The organism is Paenibacillus sp. FSL R7-0179, from assembly GCF_038002265.1.
Taxonomy (GTDB): domain Bacteria; phylum Bacillota; class Bacilli; order Paenibacillales; family Paenibacillaceae; genus Paenibacillus_AQ.
Genome location: NZ_JBBOCC010000002.1, coordinates 2116603 through 2135916 on the forward strand (window position 1 = coordinate 2116603; position 19314 = coordinate 2135916).

A 19314-nucleotide genomic window follows, 5' to 3' on the forward strand; every position below is an offset into this window, starting at 1 on the left:
ACATAATATGAAGTATAAAATAAGTGTAAGCTACGCAAAGATCCAAGGTGCAGGCGGAGGTCCGGCAGTCTGTTCTACTCTTAGGTTAGGCCATGAAGCTGACGATGCTTAAATCAAGCAGTTAGGGGGGAGTGCCGTGAACAAAAATGATGAAGTGGAGTACTGCAATCTGGAGCTGCGGTTCGACAGACAGCATATCCAGGATCTAATCAAGGACTTGATCAAGGAAGGTTATTCCCTGTACTGGAGTGAGAACGAGAGTGTTTTTCTTATTTCGGTGCGCACCGGCCGCAAGCTTGTGAAGCTGCGCTTCCAGCGGATTAAGGACGGCTTCAAGCTGGTGGGAGATTACATGATCCGTGATGCGCGCCTGTCAGAATGGATGGAGAAGCTGATTGGGGATATGAGAGGTCATGCCGTTGTCAAGCGCTTCCGTGACCGTCAGATCATTATAGAGAATATTTTATTCGGTGAAGTCATCCGCCTGGTGGAGATTTCCGGTTATCAACAGCGGGTGCTGTACCAGAAGGGGCCGCTTTTGTCCGATCAGGAGCTGACGAAGCTGTTCTACTCCATAGAGGGCGAAGAGCGAATCCGCGACCGCAGGCTTGCCGTGGATGAACAGCTCGACTTGCTGAATGAAGCTATGCGTGAACGCGATAAGGAAGCGGTAGCGGCCAGCACAGCGAGGCTTGAGCAATTGACCAGGGAGCTTGCAGCGCTGGAATGGTAGGGTGCGAAGTGAATACATGCAGTTAAGGGCATCCCATCGCGGGGTGTCCTTTTATTGAGCCTTTCTTGAGGACGGGGGTTCACTTCTGCGCACAAAACCGTTAAAATAGTCATTGTGAGCAATTTCCCTGATGGATCGAAGTTTGTCAATGAAATTGATCTCTCTTTCGCAGGCGGAACTTTGCTGTCTCTGACAAAGGGTGGTATTCTTATACTGCGAGAAATGGATTTCACAAAAATACAGGGTGCAAAGGGTGGAGAACCAGATGTCAAAACAACAAATCGGCGTTATTGGCTTGGCGGTAATGGGCAAGAATTTGGCTCTTAACATCGAGAGCAAAGGCTTCAGCGTATCCGTGTTTAACCGTTCCCCGGAGAAGACACATGATCTGGTCGCAGAAGCAGCGGGCAAGAACCTGGTGGGTACGTTCTCCGTTGAAGAGTTTGTACAATCACTCGAAGTACCGCGCAAGATTCTGATCATGGTTCAGGCAGGCCAGGCTACAGATGCCACCATTGAGCAGCTTCTGCCGTTCTTGGATCAAGGCGATATCATCATTGATGGCGGTAACGCTTATTTCCCTGACACGGTACGCCGCAGTAAATATCTTGAAGACAAAGGCTTCCGCTTCGTCGGCACCGGCGTGTCCGGCGGTGAAGAAGGCGCGCTCAAGGGTCCTTCCATTATGCCGGGCGGTCAGGAAAGCGCGTATAAGCTGGTTGAACCTATCCTTACGGCGATTTCAGCCCATGTGGGCGGAGAGCCTTGCTGTACATATATCGGGCCGGACGGTGCAGGACACTATGTGAAAATGGTGCATAACGGTATCGAGTACGGTGACATGCAGCTGATTGGCGAAGCCTACCACCTGCTCAAGGACGTCCTGGGTCTGGATGCCAAGGAGCTGCACAGCACCTTCGCAGAATGGAACAATGGCGAGCTGGACAGCTATCTGATTGAGATTACGAAGGATATCTTCGCTCAGTATGACGAAGAGACCGGCAAGCCGATGGTGGATGTTATCCTTGATGCTGCCGGACAAAAGGGTACCGGCAAGTGGACAAGCCAAAGCTCGCTGGATCTAGGCGTGCCGCTGTCCATGATTACCGAATCTGTCTTCTCCCGCTTCCTGTCGGCCATGAAGGAGGAACGCGTTGAAGCCAGCAAAGTGCTGAGCGGACCTGCTGTGGCTCCTTTCGACGGCGACAAGGCTGAATTCATCGAGAACGTGCGCAAAGCATTGTTCGCCAGCAAGATCGTATCGTATGCCCAGGGCTTTGCCCAGCTGCGTGTAGCTTCTGACGAATACGGCTGGAATCTGAAATACGGCGAGCTGGCCAAAATCTGGCGCGGCGGCTGCATCATCCGTTCCCGGTTCCTGCAGAACATCACAGATGCTTATGAGAACAATGCAGAGCTGAAGAACCTTCTGCTTGATCCGTTCTTCAAGGATGTTATGGACAACTACCAGTCGGCATGGCGCAAGGTTATCGCTTCGGCTGTAACTCTGGGCATTCCGGTTCCGGGATTCTCCAGCGCCCTTGCATACTACGACAGCTACCGTACAGAACGTCTTCCAGCGAACCTGCTGCAGGCACAGCGCGATTACTTCGGCGCTCACACCTTCAAGCGTGTGGACAAAGAAGGCGTGTTCCACCACAACTGGCTGGCAGAGTAACAGGCAGCGTTCAGCTTCATGCTTAGGAACCCGAGATGCTTTCCGCTTCACGCGGAGGGCTATCGGGTTTTTTGCATCCATGTGGCATAGCCATGGCAGGTACAGGCCGCTTCAAAATGAAGGCTGCCGGCATTGTGCAAACTTTTCACCCTGTGTTATGATATGACAAATGTCGCGGCTTGGAGGTTGTTATGGACGATCGAAATATCATTCTCGTCGGGATGATGGCTACGGGGAAGTCTACAGTAGGCGCCATTCTGGCTGAGGAGCTTGACTATGAACTGGTTGATCTGGATGCAGTAATTACCGGAAGAGAGGGCCGCAGTATTGCGGATATCTTCGCAGAAGGCGGAGAGCAGGCATTCCGGCGCATTGAATCAGCGGTGCTTCAGGAAATGCTGCAGGGAGAGCGCAAAGTGATCTCTACAGGCGGAGGGGCGGTTCTTGCGCCAGGGAATGCCGCAGTCATGCTGGAGCATGGATTTGTTGTGGCTCTTACAGCCACGGAGGATGCCATTATTGAACGGGTCAGCGGGGATGTGAACCGGCCGCTGCTCGCCGGCAATGCGGCAAACCGGGTCCGTTCCATTATGGAACAGCGCAGGGAAGCTTACCGTTTCGCGCATTGCACGGTCGATACAACGGAGCTGAATGTGGCTGAGGTCTCGCAATACATTTTACTGCGTTACCGCGCTTGAGCTTTTATGTGTGTTGGCGCTTAACATCAGGATGAAGTTCAATTACGCTTCGGTATCATCCCACTCGATCATGCCGCCGCTCAGGTTAGAGCCTTGAATGCCGAATTGCTGCAGATATTCACAGACCCGCTGGCTGCGGTTGCCGGAACGGCAGATGAAGATGATCTCAGTGTCTGACGGAAGACTCTCCGTCTGCTGCGGGATCTGGCCCATCGGGATATGCTGTGCACCGGGAATCATGCCGAAGGCAACCTCATCCTCTTCACGGACATCGATCAGTACAAGCTCTTCGCCGGCAGCGAGCCGCTTACGCAGCTCCTGCGGTGTAATTTGCGGAATTTCATTCATGATAGTACCCTCTTTTCTGCCTGAATGGGAATGGACTTTCTTCACGCAATGATAACACAACTGCGGATTACCCTGTCAAACAGGACCGTACATACTGACTATATATGATGAAGGAGCGCTTATACTATGGACGTTATTGTTAGGCCTACGCCGACGCTGCAAGGAGAATTCGGAGCTCTGTCCTCCAAAAACTACACCACGCGCTACCTGCTGGTAGCCGCTCTCTCTGAAGGAGTCAGCACGATCTACCATCCTGCCCACAGTGAGGACAGCGACGCGATCCGCAGATGTATTGCCGATCTTGGCGCAGTCCTGACTGAAGATGATGAGAAAATCGTAGTCCAGGGGTTCGGACGCCATCCCCGTGACGTCAAGGAGCTGAATGTCGGGAATGCCGGCGCTGTGCTGCGCTTCCTGATGGCGGTGGCTGCTCTTAGCCCGGAGGTTACCTTCGTGAATACGTATCCCGATTCTCTCGGCAAGCGGCCGCATGACGACCTCATTCTGGCACTGGGCCAGCTCGGCGTGAAGGTCGAGCATAATAACGGAAGGCTGCCCATTACGATCCGCGGCGGCAAGCCGCAGGGCGGACGGATTACCGTTTCTGGCGCTGTCAGCTCGCAGTATCTCAGCGCACTTTTATTCCTTACGCCACTGCTTGAAGAAGACAGTGAGATCATCGTGGTGGATGATCTGAAATCAAAGGTGGTCATCGGCCAGACGCTGGAGGTGCTGGAGCAGGCCGGGATTATCGTACATGCGGCTGACGATTATATGTCCTTCAAGGTGCCTGGACGCCAGAACTATGCAGCCAAGACCTATACGGTGCAAGGCGATTATCCGGGATCAGCCGCAGTGCTTGCGGCCGCAGCGGTGACGAAGTCGGATGTGACCATTCACCGGCTGGCTGAGAGAAGCAAGCAGGGAGAGCGGGCCATTGTCGATGTGCTGCGGATGATGGAGGTGCCGCTCACCCATGAGAACGGAACAGTGCATGTGCAGGGGAACGGCATTCTGAAGGCGGTAGAATTCGACGGCGATGCGGCAACCGATGCAGTGCTGGCAATGGTAGCTGCGGCGGTTTTTGCTGAAGGGACCTCGCGCTTCTATAATGTGGAGAATCTGCGCTACAAGGAATGCGACCGTATCACAGACTATCTGGCTGAGCTGACCCGGGCCGGTGCGAAGGTCGAGGAACGCCGGGACGAGATCATTGTGCATGGCACACCGGATGGCGTGGAAGGCGGCGTAACGATCAATGCCCACTATGACCACCGTGTAATTATGGCGCTTACTGTAGTTGGCCTGCGGGCCCGCCAGCCGCTGCTGATCAAGGATGCCCATCATGTGGCGAAGTCTTATCCGCAGTATTTCGATCATCTGCGCTTGCTGGGTGCGGATGTGGAATGGGTGAATTGAGCAATCTAGGTTCTTTAAGCATCACACCTCTTGCTCCGGAAGATATCCCTTCCGTATCGAAGCTGTTCAAGGTGACGATCGCCGACGCCTTCGAACGGGAAGGATTGGGGCACCTGCAGGAAGACATCCGGCAGGAGACCGCAGCCAAGATACAGATGGCCAATGCTGCGCTGAATCCGCAGGATACGGATGTGTATTTCTGGCTGGCCAGAAGCGGTGGAGTGGTTATCGGCACGGTTTCTTATGCGCCTTGCGGAGAGGACATACGGAACTGCACCGATAACCGCCTATCGGCTGTCGGTGAGCTGGGAAGCTTGTATGTCCTGCCTGAAATTCAGGGGCAGGGTGTAGGCTCAGCTTTAATTGAGGAGGTCACGGTCTTTCTCAGAAAGCGGGGGATTTCCGAATTCTGCCTGGACAGCGGTTATAAGCGAGCGCAGGACAGATGGCTGCGGAAATTCGGAACGCCCCATGCAGCAGTGCAGGATTATTGGGGGCCGGATTCCATTCATATGGTATGGCTGTGCAGCTTGGGGCACCCAGAGGATTCGTAGATCCAGATATAAATGAACAGTTACGTAAGGCTGATGGGAATTTGGAACTTCTGGTGCGGCGCTGTATGATATAGGTGTTGCTGAAAATGACAGAACCGTGGCTGAAGCGGCAAGCAGTGCTGCGGAGGGCATGGACGAAATCAGACGGAAGGGGAAATACACACATGAGCTTTGAGAACCCTAGCAGGGAAGAGATCGGCGAGATTCTGGCTGCGGCAGGCAATATCGCTGTTGTTGGCCTATCCGACAAAACTGACCGCACCTCATATATGGTTGCAGGGGCTATGCAGAGCCGGGGCTACCGGATCATTCCGGTCAACCCGTCAGTGGACGGGGAGATCCTGGGCGAGAAATGCTACCATACGCTGGCGGAGATTCCGGAGCCGGTGGATATTGTGAATGTATTCCGCCGCAGTGAATACTGCGCGGCTGTTGCGCAGGAGGCTGCTGATATCGGCGCACGTGTGCTTTGGCTGCAGCAAGGGATCATTAGTCAAGAGGCGGCGGACATTGCCGCTGCCAATCATATGATCGCGATCATGGACCGCTGCATTAAGGTGGAGGAAGCGATTACGATGAAGGGCCGGAGCCGGGGATAAGACGATTCGCATGTATGATCAGGTGTGCAGATACCGGATATACTTGTAGGTCAAAGCTATCCAGATTTAATTTTTTCAAATGTCCCTCAGACCTGGTTGCAGTATTCTTGATTAGTTCTCGCTAACAATTATTGAAATGATTTACACAGACGAAGAACGTCCTTTACTCCATTAACAAGGGGAGAAGGGCGTTTTTTTTGCATTTTCCGGGAGGGGGAAGGTAGATATGGAATTTGAAATGGCACACAGCAGCTTTATGGAGGCACATACGAATGAAAGAACGGGTGAACGGAGGGGGAGGCTGCTGCGCGGACATAACTATGCGGAGAAGCTGTTTCTGCAGAATGTATGGTGGCCGCTATTCGAGTCACTGGAGCATCTGCACCCTGAATATGAGGTGTACGACTGGAACCGGAAGTCGCAGTTTCTGGATTTTGCTTTTCTGCCGCAGAACGGAACCCGCTTTGGCATCGAATGTGACGGTTATCAGAGCCATATCAAGGATATGGACCGGGAAAAGTTCAACTATGCGCTGAACCGGGACACCTTCCTGACCGGGATGGGCTGGAAGATGCTGCACTTCTCGTTCGACGACATCCAGCAGCGTCCCGAAGTGTGCCGGATGCTGCTGCAGCTGGCGCTGGCACCGTTTTTGGCGCGGAGTAGAGTGGCCGGAGCACAACTGTTGTCTGGAGAAAAAGACGTATTACGTTTAGCCTGGCAGATTGGAAGACCCCTTCGTCCTAAGGATGTAACGGATTATTTCGAGATTAACTTTAGAACGGCACACAAACTGCTCAGCGCTCTGAGCGAGAAAGGACTGCTCCAGCCTGTCGCTGGCGGAAGAGGGATAAGATCCTATGAACTGAGGCCAATGCATCAGGATCAGAGTTGGTGAGAAGACGGAACATCATTGGTTAAAAGGCTTTGAATAGTCGCAGCCGCACCAGTGTGAATGTATTTTGTACATTAGAATTTAGTCAAAACCCGCGATTTCGAGCTTCTGTTGCATTTTATACAGTAGAATTTTGATTTATGGTTGGTTATGATGTAATTCTGAGAATTCTAATGTACGAAATACAATAGATCGTGGATATGAGCGGAATTTCGGCCAATCTGTTGTACAAAATACAATCACCGCTCTATTGGTAGGCTGTCTGTGCTCATGCTACACTTTAGCGGGTGCGAAGGGTGCGAAGGGTGCGAAGGGTGCGAAGGGTGCGAAGGGTGCGAAAGGCGCTGATGGCGCTGACGGTGCCGTCTTCGTAGCGCGCTTCACCTCCGGTTCACGCCCAGATTCTTTTGACAAAAACTGCTGTAACGCTTACCATTCAATATAGAAAGAAAGGAGAGGGTCGCCTTGAATTGGCTCGGATCTTTGCAGCAGTTGGGCAGAGCCATTATGCTTCCTACCATGGTGCTGCCGGCGGCGGCTATCCTGCTGAGTCTGGGCAGCTTACCGTGGTCTGCATGGGGACTTTCTTCGGTATCCGAAGTGACGACGTACGCGGGGCAAGGAATATTCTATTTCATGCCTTATTTGTTTGCTGTCGGTGTGGCGTGGGGGTTGTCCAATCAGGCCGGACCGGCCGGACTGGCCGCACTCGCAGGGATGTTCACTTATGACCGGATTGTGTCCAACATGGGAGACGGGGCTGTACAGCCTGCAACATTAATCGGGATTATCCTTGGGATTGTAGCCGGTGTAGCGCATAACCGGTTTAAGAATATCAAGCTGCCGGAGGCGATCCAGTTTTTTGGAGGGTCGCGTTTTGTTTTGCTGTTCATGGGCTTATTCTCGGCTCTGTTCGCCTGGGTCATGCTCGGGGTGTCTCCGCTCTTGCAGCAGCTGCTCAATGAGCTGTTCAGGGTAGTGCAGGTGACCGGCGGCTATGGAGTGTTTGTCTACGGGGTGCTATACAGGGTACTGACGGCCTTTGGCCTGCACCATATTCTGAATAATGTGTTCTGGTTCCAATTGGGCTCCTTTACGACGCCTGACGGCAGTACAGTCGTACAGGGGGATTTGCCGCGCTTTTTTGCCGGTGACCCTACGGCGGGGGTGTTCATGGCCGGGCTGTTCCCGATCATGATGTTCGCCCTGCCCGCAATTGCTTTTGCGATCATTCAGGAAGCGCGCGAGGATCTCAAGCCCAAGATCAAGAAGACTTTTTTGCGTGCAGCATTGGTGTGCTTTCTGACCGGCGTGTCGGAGCAGATTGAATTCGCCTTCCTGTTCGCGTCGCCGTATTTGTTTGCGCTGCATGTGGTCATGTCCGGGCTTGCGATGGTGTTGACCTACTCGCTCGGGATTCATCACGGCTTCTCCTATTCGGCGGGGACCATCGACTTCTTCCTCAATATGCATCTGTCCCAGCGGGCCTGGCTGCTGATTCCAATCGGGATCGGCTATGGCATTGTCTATTATAACGTGTTCCGCTGGGCGATCCGCCGGTTCCAGATTCCTACGCCGGGCCGCGAGGAGGGTTCTGAGCTGGGCGACTGGGCGGGCAATATCCCGTATCAGGCTCCGCTGATTCTGGAGGCGCTGGGCGGCAAGGAGAATATTGTGCAGGTTCAGGCCTGCATTACCCGGCTGAGATTAACGGTGCATAATGACCGCTTCATAGATACAGGGGCGCTTAAGGGACTGGGCTCCGCAGGCATTATCAAGCTGGGCGGGGGCAATGTGCAGGTCGTCTTCGGTACATATTCGGAGCTGATCCGTGAGGAGATTGACAAGCTGATGCTGCGCGATCTGCCGCAGGTGCTGTTCAGTGCGCCGATCCAGGGACGGATGATGCCGATTGAAGAGGTGCCGGATCATATTTTTGCCGCGAAGCTGGTCGGAGATGGAGTGGCCTTTGTCCCGGAAAAGGGAGAGCTGGTCTCGCCCGTATTCGGCAAAGTGATGCACGTATACCCTACGATGCACGCAGTGGGCATTGCTACGCCCGAAGGGCTCGAGGTGCTCATGCATATCGGAATCGATACTTCGCAGCTTAAGGGTCCGTTTGAGGCGCTTGTACAGGAAGGTGACAGTGTGGAGCCGGGGCAGCTGCTGGTCAAGTTTGATCTGGCCTACTTGAAGGAGCATGCCGCTTCGCTGGCGACACCGATGGTGATTACCAACCCGGACCGGGTCAAATCCTGGAGCTATGCGCCATTCAAAAACGTGAAAAAGGGGCAGTCTTCCGTCATGTCCGTGGTACTACATGAAAGCAATGTTGGAGGGATCGAAGCATGATACAAGGCATAGGCGCCGCAGCAGGTGTTGCCATCGGGAAGGCCTTTGTCCTGCCGAACTGGGAATGGAGTCTGCCGGACACCCAGGTGAATCCGGTGGATCTGGCGAAGGAGTTCGAACGGTTGTACGAAGGCATTCGGACCTCCAAGGACGAAATCGAGTTTATCAAAAAAGAATTCCGCGAGGTCGTCGGACCGGAGGAATCGAGTATTTTCGATGCCCATCTGGCGATCCTGGATGATCCGGTGTTCATGAGCGAAATCCGCGGCATTATCGAACGCCAATACAAGGCAGCCGAGGTGGCGGTCAAGGAAGCGATCGACCACTTCGTGGCGATGTTCGATTTGCTCGACGATGAATATATGAAGGAGCGTGCGGTGGATATCAAGGATGTCGGCAACCGCCTGCTGAAGCATCTCCTGGGTGCGCCTGAGGTTACACTGCCGTCGGATACCCAGCCGTACATCCTGGTAGCGAAGGAGCTGTCCCCCTCACAGCTGGCGCATTTGAATCCGGCGTATGTGCTGGGCATAGCGACGATGATGGGCGGCAAAACCTCGCATTCCTCCATCATGGCCCGTGCGCTCGGCATTCCGCTGGTGGCGGGCCTGGAGAACAAGATCCTGACTCCTATCCAGACAGGGGACATGCTGGTGCTCGATGGGGAGACCGGGGCGGTCATGATTCATCCGGATGAATCCACATTGCTTGATTTCAACACCAGACGCGCGAAGCAGCAGCGGAAGCGGGAGCAATTGGAGCTGCTGGCAACCGTGGAAGCGGTGACGAAGGACGGGGTGTCTCTGCGGCTGGCCGGCAATATCAGTTCCGTGAAGGAGCTGAATATGGCGCTGAAATACGGGGCCGAGGGAGTGGGGCTGTTCCGTACAGAGTTTCTGTACATGGACCGCAGCTCTTTTCCGACAGAGGAGGAGCAGTTCGAAGTCTATAAGCTGGTCGCGGAAAAAGTCGGCAAGGAGACCGTGGTTATCCGTACGCTTGATATCGGGGGAGACAAGCATCTGGATTACTTCCAGCTGCCGGAGGAGCAGAACCCGTTTCTTGGCTACCGGGCCATCCGGATCAGCCTGGACCGCAAGGATATGTTCAAAACCCAGATTACAGCCATTCTGCGGGCCAGTCATTACGGCAATGTGCGGATGATGTTCCCGATGATCTCTTCGGTCGAAGAGCTGCAGGCGGCCAAAGCGGTGCTGAACGAGGTGAAAAGCGAGCTGGACAGCCGGGGAGTACCGTATAACCGCGACATGAAAGTAGGTATAATGATCGAGGTTCCGGCCGCAGTGATGATTGCCGACCTGCTGGCAGAGGAAGTGGACTTCTTCAGTATCGGCACGAATGATCTGGTGCAGTATGTACTGGCTGTGGACCGGATGAATGAGCAGATCGCCCATATGTATCATCCGTACCATCCGGGAGTGCTGCGCATGATCCGCATGACGGTGGATGCGGCACGCAGCGCAGGCATTGATGTCAGTGTCTGCGGCGAGATGGCCGCAGACGAGCGCTCACTGCCGCTCTGGCTGGAGCTGGGGATCAGTGTGCTGAGCATGTCGCCGCAAGCCTTGCTGAAGGTGAAGCACCGTACGCTCAACACCCTGGCTTCTGAAGCCAGGGAGATTGCGAAGGTCTGCTTCCGCAACCGCACCAGCTCGGAGACAGAGGAGCAGCTTACTGCTTTTGTAGGTCGGAGCGGATTTCCGCTGGGCGCCGGCGGAGATTCCAAAGAGAAGACGTCATAGCCTTCTTGCGGCCGAATGTTAGCAGCGGAACAAAGACAAGGTGAACAGGAACATCGATATAAAGTCCGGTGAAGGTCAAGGGGCCATACACACCGGGCTTTTTGCTGTAAAGGGGTGCGAATCATCCACGGCTGTATTGCAGCTGAATTCATGTGCAACAGCATCATTCGCCCAAAAAGCAAAACCGTTTGGATTGCTGGACAGTCAGTATATACAGAAGTCAAAAAAAGAAGGGGGATACTAAGCCTCGATGGAACATACGTGGGAAGGCGAGCAGGTGCGCCGCTTGAATGAACAGGAGCAGCTGTTCATCAGCCGGGTACTGGAACAGAAGAAAATACTCTACAGCATTGCGTACAGTTACTTGCGCAGCGAGGCGGAGGCACTTGAAATGGTTCAGGAAACTACATACCGGGCCTGGGTCAAGCGCGGGAGCCTGAAGGATGAGGACCGGTTCGCACCCTGGCTGACCCGGATTCTGATCAACTGCTGCAAGGATGAACTGAAACGCAGGAAGCGGCTGGCCGCTCCTGTGCCGGAACAGGCAAGCGCTGGACTGCAGGAGATGACCAGTGACCGTAAGCTGGATATGGAGCGGGCTCTGGAAGCAGTGAAGCCGAAGTACCGTCAGGTGCTTGTCCTGAAGTACTACCGGGATATGACACTGACGGAAATTGCCGAGGTGCTGGGCAAGCCGGAAGGAACGGTCAAGACCTGGCTGAATAAGGGGCTTAAGCAATTGCGCGACAAGATGAAAATCAAAGGGGGACTATAGCATGGTCAAGACAGAAGAAGAGCTGCTGAAGGAGTACTACCACAGTCTGTCGGCGGAAGCCGAGGAGGTCCCGGAAATGAGGCTGAATACGGCAATCCGCAGAGGAATAACGCGTTCCAGAAGAAGCTCTATGTCACTTAGGAAGCGTTATGCTCTGGCCGCAGCGGCGGCAGTACTTGGACTAGTACTGTTGTTCTCTTTTCCCCGGGCAGGCGGGGTGTTGAAGACACAGGGAGCTGCTCCGGATCAGGCAGTATTACTTCCAAGCAATGGGGTGTTTGAAAAGTATAATCTGGCAGTAAGACATTCCACAGTATCTTCGGCAATCGAGGCTGGCCTTGTACAGCGCATCACTGGTGTTACCGCGGAGCAGAACGGATTTGTCCTGACTGTAGATGGAATTGCTGCGGATCAGAAGGGGATTATCATTTTATACTCATTGCAGAATAAGACTGGCGAGAATGCCGGAGTTGAACTTATGCAGCTTACTGGAGCTGCTGCAAACCCTTTGAATACAAGCAGGGGGCCGGGGAACTCAATTTCCCCAAATCGTATAACCTACGGTTATGAAGTAAGGCAGTGGGAGAGTGGTGCGGGAGCTCTTCCTGATCAAATTACGTTTGAGCTGGAGCTTGGGAAGTACAAGCAGTTCACTCCAGTTTCAGCAGATAGCCCTCTCTCTAAATTGTCTGTAGCTCTTCCGCTGGACCGGGAGCAGCTCGCCAAGGCAGGAGAAACCGTACATGTAGACAAAACACTGGAAATAGACGGTCAGAAAATTAAAATCAATGAGGTCTATCTGGCCGCCTCCGGCATTTATCTGGACTATACCTGCGGCCCGCTGAACTCCAAACAGATCTTCTCCATATACAAACCGGGTTTCTTAGCAGGTGGCAGCGGTGACTATACGTATCTGGATTTACGCGCCGCCGACTTTACGGACAGTGGGGGCACACTGATATTTGCGAACGACAGCCGCCTTGCACAATCACTCCAGCTGCAAATCAATGGAATTCTGGCGCTGGATAAGAAGGCAACCCAATTAGTAATTGATACGGATAAGCAACAAATTATCAAGGCTCCGGATCAGAATTTGCAAATGTCCATTCATAACACGGAGAAGGGCTCCACGATGGTGCTGGAATATGATTCTCAGGCAAAGAACAACAGTATCTACAATGACTTTAGGCTGGGGCAAACATTTACCGATGGAGCAGGTACAGTTCATTCAGCAGAAAAGTTTGATATCGATATTCCGCAGCGCACGGAGCCGGAGAATGCGAAGTCAATCCCTCACATGTATTACAAAGGTCTGGGAAGTAATAAATATCCGCAGCCGCTGACGTTCACCATTGAGGCGTATCCTGCCCTGATCAAAGAGAAGCTGTCCGTTTCTATCCGCTAATCCCCTTTAAAAGCGGCAAAAAGCCCTGAATCCTGCAGACGACAGGGCAGGGCTTGTGTTTATATCAGATATCATGCTGCCTGTTATTCACCGGCCAGCGCATCGCAGAACGCTTTGCCGTATGGCGGCAGGTCCGGCGGGAGGCGTGCGGAGATGATGTGGCCGTCCACAACGACAGGCTCATCCTTCCAGATAGCCCCGGCGTTCTCCATATCATCACGGATACCCGGTGTGGAGGTGACTGTTACACCTTCAAGAATTTTGGCGGAGATTAAGACCCAGCCGGCATGGCAGATCTGGCCAATCGGCTTCTTCGCAGTATTGAAATCCTGCACCAGCTTCAGCACTGCGCTGTACCGGCGGATTTTGTCGGGAGCCCAGCCTCCGGGAACAAGGATGCCGTCATAGTCGGCTGCCTTCAGCTCGTCCCAGCTGTATTCAGCAGTGGCCGGAACGCCGTATTTGCCGACATACGTCTTCCCCTTCTCAAGGCCGGCCAAATGAACCTCGGCCCCTTCCTCGCGGACGCGGTATACGGGATACCACAGCTCAAGATCTTCAAATTCATCGTCCACCAGCGCAATCACTTTTTTACCAGATAGTCTCATTCTGTACAGCTCCCTTCGGCTTAACTTCCTGATATCTATGTCATTCTATCAAAAGACACAGTTGAAGTCACATTTCGATATGGAAAATCCTAAAACTATTACCAATTAAAACATGATATGCTAACTAGCAGGGATTCAGGGGAATGAGGTAGAATACTAGAATAGGGAAAAGCCAATACTATGCGTTTTTAAAAGATCATTCTGAGGTGTGGGAGATGTATAAGGAACAATTAATGAAGAAGTCTTGCGGCTGCGGCGGGGTCATGACCATACATATGCATACGCTAATTTATAGTGCGAAGATCAAAATTACTCAGGTCCCTGTATATACCTGCGGGCAATGCGCCCGCTATGAGCCCTTGACGGCGATTAAGCGTGACCTGGGTCTGCTGATCCGGGAGCTTGGAGAGCGCCCTGCGGGCAAGCTGCATCTGTCCTTTGCGGACCGCAATGAGTGGGCCAGTGTGCTGAAGGATACGCTTTCTGCGGGCTTGTTTGCCGGCGGCTTGCCGGAACTGGAGGAGGCTATCCGCAAGGCTATGCAGAGCCGGATTGATCTGCTGCTGGATGTATACCGCACGGCGGCGGATCTGTCCGACAAGAAGTGGATGGAAGAGATCGGTCTGCGGCTCTCCCAGTTGACTGCCCAATCGGCAGAAAGTGCCAAATAAAGAGCATTTTTTGACATTTTGAAAAAAAGTCTGCAAAAACAATGAAAAACTTTCAGCGAATGTTGGATTTTTCACGCGCTTTTTGATACGATAGAGAAAGCATACGGAATTATTGAAATTTTAAGGGCTTTCAACTGGAAGCTATTGGAGAATCAGGAATTGGCGGAAGGCGTTAAAGCCGCGCCAGAACTGGCGTTTCAACCTTTGAAAGAAATTTTGAAAGGAAAATGAAGCGTTATCATTGCACAATTGTACAAAGTGTCGTATCATAATTTTAATTAGTCGAACGATAAAATTTATCGCAATGGAGAGAGTAATTTGACGGTAACCATTTACGATGTAGCTCGAGAAGCAGGCGTATCTATGGCTACGGTATCACGGGTTGTGAATAATAACCCCAACGTGAAACCGCAGACCCGGAAGAAGGTTTTTGAAGCGATTGAGCGTTTGGGCTATCGTCCGAATGCTGTGGCGAGAGGTCTCGCCAGCAAGAAAACGACAACCGTAGGGGTTGTTATCCCTGATATCTCAAACTCGATTTTTGCGGAAATTGCACGCGGGATTGAAGATATTGCCAATATGTATCATTACAACATTATTCTCTGCAACGCTGACAAGCGCAAAGAGAAAGAGATTCGTGTCATTAACACACTGCTTGAGAAGCAGGTGGACGGGCTGCTGTTCATGGGCGGAACCGTTACGGAAGAGCATATTCAGGCGTTCCAGACCTCTGCTGTGCCTATCGTGCTCTGTGCGACCCGCGATGAGAAGGGGACGTATCCATCCGTGGATATCGACCACGAGACGGCTGCATTTGATGCAGTGAATACGCTGATCCGCCATGGACACCGTGAGATCGCCATGATCAGCGGCACACTGCAGGACCCTGCGAACGGGTATGCCCGGTTCCACGGCTACAAGAAGGCGCTGGAGGCGGCAGGTATCGAGTATCAGGAGGATCTGGTACGCATCGGTAACTATCGTTACGAATCCGGTGTCGAAGCTATGAAGTACTTCCTGGGTCTGAAGAAGAAGCCGACGGCTATCTTTGCCGCTACTGATGAGATGGCGATTGGCGCCATTCACAGCATCCAGGATGAAGGCCTCAAGGTGCCGGATGACTTCTCGATTATCAGTGTAGACAACATCCGGATGGCTTCGATGGTTCGTCCGCTCCTCACTACTGTAGCACAGCCCATGTATGATCTCGGTGCTGTAGCGATGAGACTGCTGACGAAGCTGATGAAGAAGGAGACGGTTGAGAATCCGCGGGTTATTTTGCCGCATGAGACCATTCTTCGTCTATCTGTCAACCATGTCAACAAATAAAATTAGTATGTTTAGCTCGTGAATATAGGTTTCATAAGAAGCTCCTTCGGGAGCTTTTTATGTTTGCGGGCATAAAGTTCAAGGGGGATATGAAATGAGCGGTGTTCTGGGTCTGATTGGCGCAATGGATGAAGAAATCAAGCTGCTGCTGGAGGAGATGGAGAACCGCCAGACCACGGTGAAGGCTGGTATTACCTTTTATGCAGGGACAGTGTTCGGGAAGGCAGCCGTGGTCTGCAAATCAGGGGTAGGGAAGGTGAACGCCGCCGTAACTACCCAGATTCTGCTGGACAGCTTCGACGTTGAGCAGGTGCTGTTCACAGGAGTAGCAGGAGCGCTGCATCCTGAGCTGAACATCGGGGATATTGTTATTTCATCCTCCTGCATTCAGCATGATATGGATGTTACAGCGCTCGGTTATGCCAGAGGGGTGATTCCGTATCAGGAGATCTCTGTCTTCCAGGCAGATCCGCTACTGGTGAAGTTAGCAGAAGAGGCCTGTCAAGAGCTGGGGCAGAAGTCTGTAACAGGCATCGTGCTGTCCGGGGATCAATTCATTGCCAGCAGGGAGTCAGTAGCTAAGCTGCGTGAGCAGCTGGGCGGGGCCTGCGCAGAGATGGAGGGCGCGGCGGTCGCCCAGGTCTGCTATATGAACGGGGTCCCTTTTGTAATCGTACGTTCCATGTCAGACAAAGCAGACGGCTCAGCCCATATGAATTACAGTGAGTTCACCGTAACGGCCTCGCAGCATTCGCATGCCATTCTGGAGCATATGCTTAAGGTTATGTAACCTGCAGGCAGGCCGCCTGAATTAATACATAAACCGCTGTCTGAAGCGCACCCGGTCGAAGGTCTCGCGGGAGGACAGCGGCACATCCCGGCCCATACGCACCATAAGGCAATTGGCCGGATGCGAGCAGATCTCCGGGTCATCGGTGGCATACCACACCATATCTACCGTCTTCATCAGCTTCTCCATCATCTGGCGGTACTCCCATACACTAAGGCCGCTCCCCTTGAGGTCCCAGTGCCAATAATATTCGGTAGTGAATACAATGCAGTTCTCCAGCTGTCCCTCTTCAAAAGCGCTTGAAACCAGCAGCTTCGCAAGGCCGCTTCCGCGATACTCGTCAGCTACTTCGATGGCTCCCAGTTCAATCAGATCCTCCATCCCGCCCTGCGACCATAACTCCAGTTCATCCGGGTAATGAAAAGTAACATAGCCCACGATAACGTCTGAGACCACTGCTGCCACGATACGCCCTTCAGGTAAGCCGGATATCTCGATCAAGGCTTCAAACTGCTCCTGCGGCTTACGGAAGGCGTCCAGATCGCGGTGCATGCTTAAGGTCTGAAGCGTTTCGGGAGTTAAGGGTCCACGGACAGAAATCAGCCGGCCTTGATGCTCTATGGTATGGGATACAGGGATTTTATGGTGCTCCATGCTTGGGCTCCCTTCCGGTTCACTATAATATGGAATGTAACCGCTTCCTGTGATATACTGATTCCGACACGGAATATTCACATTTAGAGCATTGACGGAATTAATAGAATTAGAGGGTACCCTTAAAGCTTAAAGCAAACCAGTAGGGGAGGCAAGAGTAATGGGGCAAGTTCAAGGCGAAATTTTACCGGGCCGGGTGCAGCATTCGAATATGGAGGATTATTCCCGGGCAGTTGAGGAATTCCGGTGGGAGGATGTCGAGCGCAGCTTCTCCTGGCATGGGACCGGCAAGGTGAATATGGCACATGAAGCGATAGACCGTCATGTCGAGGAGGGGCGTGGGGCTGCTACAGCACTGATCTACAGCGATGCGGTGCGTGAGGAGCGGTACACCTTCGCCGACTTACGGGAACGGTCGAATAAGTTCGGTAATGTACTGCGCAAATACGGAATCGGCAAAGGAGACCGGGTGTTCATCTTCATGCCGCGTACCCCGGAGCTGTATTTTAGCCTGCTCGGCATTCTGAAGACGGGAGCAGTGGCAGGCCCGCTGTTCGAGGCGTTCATGGAGACGGCGGTCAAGGACCGTCTGGAGGATAGCGGAGCGGTGGCGCTAGTAACCACACCTGAGCTGCTGCAACGGGTGAAGCGGGAGCAGCTTCCTGGACTGCGCCATATCTTTGTGGTAGGAGCTTCTGCTGCTGAAGATTCAGGGCTACTGAACTATGAAGCGGAAATGGCTGAAGCGTCTGCCGAGCTGGAACCGGAATGGCTTAGCCTGGAGGATGGTCTGATTATGCATTATACCTCCGGTTCAACAGGAAAGCCCAAAGGCATCTACCATGTGCAGAGAGCCATGATCCAGCACTATTATACAGGCAAGGTAGTTCTGGATCTGCGGCCGGACGATGTATACTGGTGCACGGCCGATCCGGGTTGGGTGACCGGAACCTCTTATGGGATATTTGCCCCTTGGCTGAATGGAGTAGCCAATGTAGTCCGGGGAGGCCGATTCAGTCCGCTGGATTGGTATAAGACGATTGAGCGCTTCGGGGTGAGCGTATGGTATAGTGCGCCTACGGCGTTCCGCATGCTGATGGGAGCTGGCAAGGAGACTCTGGAGGGGATCGATCTAGGCAGTCTGCGTCATGTACTGTCTGTAGGCGAGCCGCTGAACCCGGAGGTTGTGCGGTGGGGCGACAAAATCTATCAGCAGCGGATTCATGATACGTGGTGGATGACCGAGACGGGAGCGCAGCTCATCTGCAACTATCCCGGAATGGACATCAAGCCTGGCTCCATGGGCCGGCCGCTGCCGGGGATTGAAGCAGCTATCCTTGATGACCGCGGCAACGTACTGCCGCCGTATTCCATGGGCAATCTGGCCATCCGCACCCCCTGGCCGTCCATGATGGCCAAGGTGTGGAATAACCAGGCTAAGTACGAGGAATACTTCCGGATTCCCGGATGGTATATCTCGGGGGATTCGGCTTACATGGATGAAGACGGCTATTTCTGGTTCCAGGGCCGGATTGATGATGTGATCAATTCCTCCGGGGAGCGGATCGGGCCCTTCGAGGTCGAGAGCAAGCTGGTGGAGCATCCGGCTGTGGCGGAGGCGGGAGTAATCGGCAAGCCGGATGTCATGCGCGGAGAGATTATCAAGGCTTTCATCTCGCTGCGGGATGGATACAGTCCAACCGCTGAACTGAAGGAAGAGATTGCGGCATTTGTCAAGGCAGGCCTGTCTGCCCATGCAGCACCGCGTGAAATCGAGTTCAAGGATAAGCTTCCCAAGACCCGTTCCGGTAAAATTATGCGCCGTGTACTGAAGGCCTGGGAGCTGCATCTGCCGGCAGGCGATTTATCTACCATTGAAGACTAGGCAGAATTACAAGTGGAAACGTCTTTGGCGTCCTATTAAAGGACGGTACCGTTTCGGCGAGAAATAGAAGGATAATGTACAGTGTGAAACATATACATTCTTATATTTAAAAAAAGCCCGTTCCCCTTATTCCGGGGAACGGGCTTTTGAAGCTTAAA

At 53.1% G+C, this 19314-nt stretch carries 18 protein-coding genes; 15 read left to right on the forward strand and 3 right to left on the reverse strand.

Translation table 11 applies throughout. The annotated features are described in order from the left end of the window. Positions 1 to 136: 136 nt before the first annotated feature. The 3 genes from MKX63_RS25550 to MKX63_RS25560 all read left to right on the forward strand — a co-directional run bounded on the left by MKX63_RS25550 (position 137) and on the right by MKX63_RS25560 (position 3109). Positions 137 to 733, forward strand: coding sequence for a hypothetical protein (locus MKX63_RS25550; RefSeq protein ID WP_341021101.1), 597 nt, complete (start codon positions 137 to 139; stop codon positions 731 to 733). A 265-nt stretch (positions 734 to 998) separates the two neighbouring features. Continuing rightward, the gene (gene gndA / locus MKX63_RS25555) at positions 999 to 2411 is read left to right on the forward strand and encodes an NADP-dependent phosphogluconate dehydrogenase (protein WP_341021103.1); all 1413 of its coding nucleotides are present in this window, start codon (positions 999 to 1001) and stop codon (positions 2409 to 2411) included. Between the two features lie 191 nt (positions 2412 to 2602). Continuing rightward, positions 2603 to 3109: a shikimate kinase gene (locus tag MKX63_RS25560; RefSeq protein WP_341021104.1), complete on the forward strand. Its 507-nt coding sequence runs from the start codon at positions 2603 to 2605 to the stop codon at positions 3107 to 3109. A 42-nt stretch (positions 3110 to 3151) separates the two neighbouring features. On the opposite strand, the gene MKX63_RS25565 is transcribed toward MKX63_RS25560, so the two are convergent. Further along, on the reverse strand, positions 3152 to 3457 hold the full coding sequence (locus MKX63_RS25565) for a rhodanese-like domain-containing protein (RefSeq protein ID WP_341021106.1): 306 nt from the start codon (positions 3455 to 3457) through the stop codon (positions 3152 to 3154). 126 nt (positions 3458 to 3583) lie between these two features. Here MKX63_RS25565 and aroA point away from each other — a divergent pair, with 126 nt between their 5' ends. From aroA to MKX63_RS25605, 8 genes are all read left to right on the forward strand, one after another. Then, positions 3584 to 4876: a 3-phosphoshikimate 1-carboxyvinyltransferase gene (aroA, locus tag MKX63_RS25570; RefSeq protein WP_341021108.1), complete on the forward strand. Its 1293-nt coding sequence runs from the start codon at positions 3584 to 3586 to the stop codon at positions 4874 to 4876. Then, positions 4864 to 5430 carry a GNAT family N-acetyltransferase gene (locus tag MKX63_RS25575; RefSeq protein ID WP_341021110.1) on the forward strand — a complete coding sequence of 189 codons (567 nt, stop codon included), beginning with the start codon at positions 4864 to 4866 and terminating at the stop codon, positions 5428 to 5430. The genes aroA and MKX63_RS25575 overlap by 13 nt, the downstream gene beginning before the upstream one ends. Before the next feature lie 164 nt (positions 5431 to 5594). Beyond that, positions 5595 to 6029, forward strand: a complete 435-nt coding sequence (locus tag MKX63_RS25580) for a CoA-binding protein (protein WP_341023278.1) — start codon at positions 5595 to 5597, stop codon at positions 6027 to 6029. A gap of 226 nt (positions 6030 to 6255) precedes the next feature. After that, positions 6256 to 6927: a hypothetical protein gene (locus tag MKX63_RS25585; protein WP_341021112.1), complete on the forward strand. Its 672-nt coding sequence runs from the start codon at positions 6256 to 6258 to the stop codon at positions 6925 to 6927. Positions 6928 to 7389: 462 nt separating this feature from the next. Next, on the forward strand, positions 7390 to 9276 hold the full coding sequence (locus tag MKX63_RS25590) for a glucose PTS transporter subunit IIA (RefSeq protein WP_341021114.1): 1887 nt from the start codon (positions 7390 to 7392) through the stop codon (positions 9274 to 9276). Next, positions 9273 to 11039: a phosphoenolpyruvate--protein phosphotransferase gene (gene ptsP, locus MKX63_RS25595; RefSeq protein ID WP_341021116.1), complete on the forward strand. Its 1767-nt coding sequence runs from the start codon at positions 9273 to 9275 to the stop codon at positions 11037 to 11039. The genes MKX63_RS25590 and ptsP overlap by 4 nt, the downstream gene beginning before the upstream one ends. A gap of 250 nt (positions 11040 to 11289) precedes the next feature. Beyond that, positions 11290 to 11814 (forward strand): sigma-70 family RNA polymerase sigma factor, encoded by a 525-nt coding sequence (locus MKX63_RS25600; RefSeq protein ID WP_341021118.1) that lies wholly within the window; start codon positions 11290 to 11292, stop codon positions 11812 to 11814. A 1-nt stretch (position 11815) separates the two neighbouring features. Beyond that, entirely contained in the window at positions 11816 to 13219 is a 1404-nt protein-coding gene (locus MKX63_RS25605; RefSeq protein ID WP_341021120.1) for a DUF4179 domain-containing protein, read from the forward strand. 83 nt (positions 13220 to 13302) lie between these two features. On the opposite strand, the gene MKX63_RS25610 is transcribed toward MKX63_RS25605, so the two are convergent. Continuing rightward, complete coding sequence (locus MKX63_RS25610) at positions 13303 to 13827, reverse strand: type 1 glutamine amidotransferase domain-containing protein (protein WP_341021123.1); 525 nt, start codon at positions 13825 to 13827, stop codon at positions 13303 to 13305. A gap of 233 nt (positions 13828 to 14060) precedes the next feature. Between MKX63_RS25610 and MKX63_RS25615 the strand changes: the two genes are divergently transcribed. From MKX63_RS25615 to MKX63_RS25625, 3 genes are all read left to right on the forward strand, one after another. Continuing rightward, a complete protein-coding gene (locus tag MKX63_RS25615) occupies positions 14061 to 14498 on the forward strand; it encodes a hypothetical protein (protein ID WP_341021125.1) in 438 nt (145 codons plus the stop codon). A 318-nt stretch (positions 14499 to 14816) separates the two neighbouring features. Then, on the forward strand, positions 14817 to 15827 hold the full coding sequence (gene ccpA, locus MKX63_RS25620; protein ID WP_036695017.1) for a catabolite control protein A: 1011 nt from the start codon (positions 14817 to 14819) through the stop codon (positions 15825 to 15827). Positions 15828 to 15921: 94 nt separating this feature from the next. Continuing rightward, complete coding sequence (locus MKX63_RS25625; protein ID WP_341021127.1) at positions 15922 to 16617, forward strand: 5'-methylthioadenosine/adenosylhomocysteine nucleosidase; 696 nt, start codon at positions 15922 to 15924, stop codon at positions 16615 to 16617. 21 nt (positions 16618 to 16638) lie between these two features. On the opposite strand, the gene MKX63_RS25630 is transcribed toward MKX63_RS25625, so the two are convergent. Further along, positions 16639 to 17271 carry a GNAT family N-acetyltransferase gene (locus MKX63_RS25630; protein ID WP_341021129.1) on the reverse strand — a complete coding sequence of 211 codons (633 nt, stop codon included), beginning with the start codon at positions 17269 to 17271 and terminating at the stop codon, positions 16639 to 16641. 160 nt (positions 17272 to 17431) lie between these two features. On the opposite strand from MKX63_RS25630, the gene acsA reads away from it, so the two are divergent. Next, positions 17432 to 19156, forward strand: a complete 1725-nt coding sequence (gene acsA / locus MKX63_RS25635) for an acetate--CoA ligase (RefSeq protein ID WP_341021131.1) — start codon at positions 17432 to 17434, stop codon at positions 19154 to 19156. Positions 19157 to 19314: the final 158 nt, after the last annotated feature.